General features: G+C 70.5%; 3 protein-coding genes and 3 pseudogenes. All 6 read right to left on the bottom strand.

Going from position 1 to position 2,841, the window contains the following annotated elements; genetic code table 11:
* Window positions 1-237: pseudogene (locus tag AC2W7C_RS16265) on the bottom strand (M56 family metallopeptidase); the annotation flags it as partial.
* Window positions 234-575 (bottom strand): BlaI/MecI/CopY family transcriptional regulator, encoded by a 342-nt coding sequence (locus AC2W7C_RS16260; RefSeq protein WP_486002327.1) that lies wholly within the window; start codon window positions 573-575, stop codon window positions 234-236. The gene AC2W7C_RS16260 and the pseudogene AC2W7C_RS16265, both read right to left, overlap by 4 nt.
* A 170-nt stretch (window positions 576-745) precedes the next feature.
* The gene (locus AC2W7C_RS16255; protein WP_486002328.1) at window positions 746-1,051 is read right to left on the bottom strand and encodes an autotransporter domain-containing protein; all 306 of its coding nucleotides are present in this window, start codon (window positions 1,049-1,051) and stop codon (window positions 746-748) included.
* A 56-nt stretch (window positions 1,052-1,107) separates the two neighbouring features.
* A pseudogene (locus tag AC2W7C_RS16250) lies at window positions 1,108-1,605 on the bottom strand (autotransporter outer membrane beta-barrel domain-containing protein); the annotation flags it as partial.
* 593 nt (window positions 1,606-2,198) lie between these two features.
* Window positions 2,199-2,519: an Ig-like domain-containing protein gene (locus tag AC2W7C_RS16245; protein ID WP_486002326.1), complete on the bottom strand. Its 321-nt coding sequence runs from the start codon at window positions 2,517-2,519 to the stop codon at window positions 2,199-2,201.
* 33 nt (window positions 2,520-2,552) lie between these two features.
* Window positions 2,553-2,744 (bottom strand): annotated as a pseudogene (locus AC2W7C_RS16240) (putative Ig domain-containing protein); the annotation flags it as partial.
* Between the last annotated feature and the right edge of the window lie 97 nt (window positions 2,745-2,841).

Below are 2,841 nucleotides of genomic sequence, written 5' to 3'. Positions count from 1 at the left end.
GCCGGCCCACAGCGTCTCGGGCGCCATCGTCCGCCGCCGGCGCGAGGGCAGCAGGCGGAGCGGCAGATCCGGCCCGAGCGCCGCGACCAGAGGCAGGGCGATCAGCAGGCAGACGGCGCCCCGCAGAATATCGACACGATCGGTCGGGCTTCGGAAGCCCGGCAGGCCGGCGAGCGCCAGACCCGCGCCAGCGACGACGCCGGACTTGATCAACAGACTCAGGAACAGGGCGATCATGAGCCGCGGTCCTTTGCCTGATCGATGGCGCGCTGCAGGGCGGCGATCTCTTCGGGTTTGAGCTTCTGCGTCAGCCCCAGCAGGGCCGTGGCCGCGGTCGCGGCCGAGCCGGCGAAGAAGGTGTCTACCATCCGGGTCAGCGCTCCCTTGGCGAGGCTTTCGGGGGACGGGGCCGGACGGTAGACGAAGCCCCCCTCCTCTGCGCGCCGGATCACAACACCCTTGGCTTCCAGTCGAGCCAGCAGGGTACGGACGGCGGAATCGCTGAGCGGGGCTTCAAGGGCCGCGCGGACGGCGCTTGTCGTGCCCTGTTCGAGGCGGCACAGGGTTTCGAACACCTCTCGCTCGCGCCGGGGCAGGGTCTCTATCACGGGCGGCCTCGCAATGTTCACTACATGTGTAGCGCTACGTTTGTAGCGAATTGCGTCGCAAATGGGGCGGTCGGATGAACTCGGCGCAAGGGGCGGCGCGAGAGGCGATAGGGCCGCGGCTTGACCGCGGCCCCGGATCACCAGCCGTAACGGATCCGAATCTCCCCGCCATGACTTGTGGCGGCGTCGCCCAGGAAGCCCCGGTAACGGAGGCCCAGCATCAAGCGGTCTGAAAAGGACCAGTCCGCCCCCAGGTCGAGGTTCAACATGTGGCGGGACCAGCCGTCCAGCGGGATCCAGTAGGTCGGGCTGGCCGCCCAGTCGGCGTAACGAACCCCCTGAGCCCCAATGTCCTCGAACTCGTAGGACCACTCCAGGCGCGCGCTCGGCTCGACCGATCCGTGGCGGCGCATGTCCGCCCGCCACCGCCAGGCGAAGCCCAGGTTCGCCGACAGGCTGTTCTGCCGGGTCTCGTCCCAAGCCAGGACCCCCAGGCCGGCGCCGTCTCGGTAAAGGCCTCAAGCGTGATCTCGCGGGCGTCCAACCGGGCGTAGACGTCGCCCGACCAGCGATCGCGATGGATCAGCTGGCCGATCGCCGCCGAACCGAACACAAGGTCGCCGCCCCGACGGCCATCCGCGAAGCCGTCCGGCTGCCCACCCAGGCCCAGGACCCAGCGTCGGCTGTCGAACTTGAGATCCGCATAGCCGACCAGTCCGTCCAGGTAGAGGTCGGCGACCGGCCGCCAGCTGGCGTAGACCGCGCCCGAAACCGCCGTTCCGTTGGAGACGGAGCCATTGTCGCCGATCCGCGTCCGGTCCTCCCCATAACCCAGACCGCCGCCCACGATCAGCTGATCCGACAGCCGCACATCCAGGCCTGCGGTGACCCCGTGGGTGGCGAAGCGGCTGTCACGCTGGCCGACGGCGTCCTGACGGCCCCAGTCGATGGCGCCGGCGGCCCAGAATCCGATGGTGTCCCGCCGACCGTCGTTCATGTCGGTGGAGGGAGACATGTTCAGGGCCTCCGTGCGGCTGGAACTGGCGGGAACGCGGGCTCGGCCCGACCACAGGTCCAGACCCAGCATGTCGCGCTCGCGGCCATCGCCCAGCGATCCGGGATCCAGCCGCTCGCTGCGGGGATCCAGCTGGCGGCGCAGCGCCTGGCGGGGATCTCTGTCCTCGTCGCCTGTCAAGCCCAGGTTGAAGCTCAGCGCACTGCCGGAGTCGTTGTCGCCGTCGTGCAGGGCCTGCAGGCGCTGCTGGAAGTTGTCGATCTGGGCGTCGGCGAAGCGGCGGGCCGCGTTCACCTGGCTGCTGGCCACCCCGCGCACGTCGGGATCCAGCGACGGATCCGGACGCGGTTCGACCGTGATAGTCACCGTGCCCGCCGCGCTGGTCGCGAAGGCGTTGCTCAGCGTGTAAAGCACCGTTGCCTGGCCGGTGAAGGTGTCCGCCGGAGTGAAGACCAGGTCATACAGCTGCACCCCAGCCGCGCCGGTGCGCGGCGCTATCGTGGCCGTTCCGGCTCCGGCCGGGCCCACGGAGACCACCGCCGCGCCGGTGAACGGCGCGCCCGTGGCGCCCTCGGTCAACTCCACCGTCGCCGTCTGCCGGCCAGTATGGTCGCGGTCTTGGGCGCCCCCGGAACAACTGCGGGGTTGACGGTGACGGTCACCGTTCCGGGAGCCGAAGGGCCGCCGGCGTTGCTGATCGTGTAGGTGAAGGCGTCGATCCCGGAATAGGCTCCGTCGGCCGTGTAGACGATGGCCAGGCCCTGTATCACCGCCACGCCGTGGCTGGGCGGCGACACCACCGACACCGAGGTGAAGTCCACGCCCGTCGCGCCGTTGGTCGCCTGTATAGTCACGCTCTGGCCGCCCACGACCGTGGCGCTCTGCGGCTGGACCACCGGGACGGGGGTGCCGATCCCCAGGGTGTAGGCCGCCGCCTGGGTGAAGCCGTGCGCGTCGGTCGCCGTCGACAGGCTGGAAGCCGAAGTCGCCGGCGGCCGCGGCGTGCCGGACAGGATTCCGCCCGGGTCCAGGGCCAGCCCGGAAGGCAGGGCGCCGCCGGTGACGGTGAAGCCGTAGGGTCCGGTTCCGCCCGAGGCGGAGAAGGCCTGGCTGTAGGCCAGCGTCCGCGCTCCCGCGGCAGGGCGCCCGCCGCCGGCGTCAGCACGAATCGTCGGCGCCGTGACCTCAGGCTATAGGCGACGGGTGCGCTGGCTGAAC

The organism is Brevundimonas sp. CURTG3B2_SDJG, from assembly GCF_057364705.1.
The sequence above is the reverse complement of the archived record's forward strand: the minus strand, read 5'-3'. Positions and strand labels throughout refer to the sequence as shown.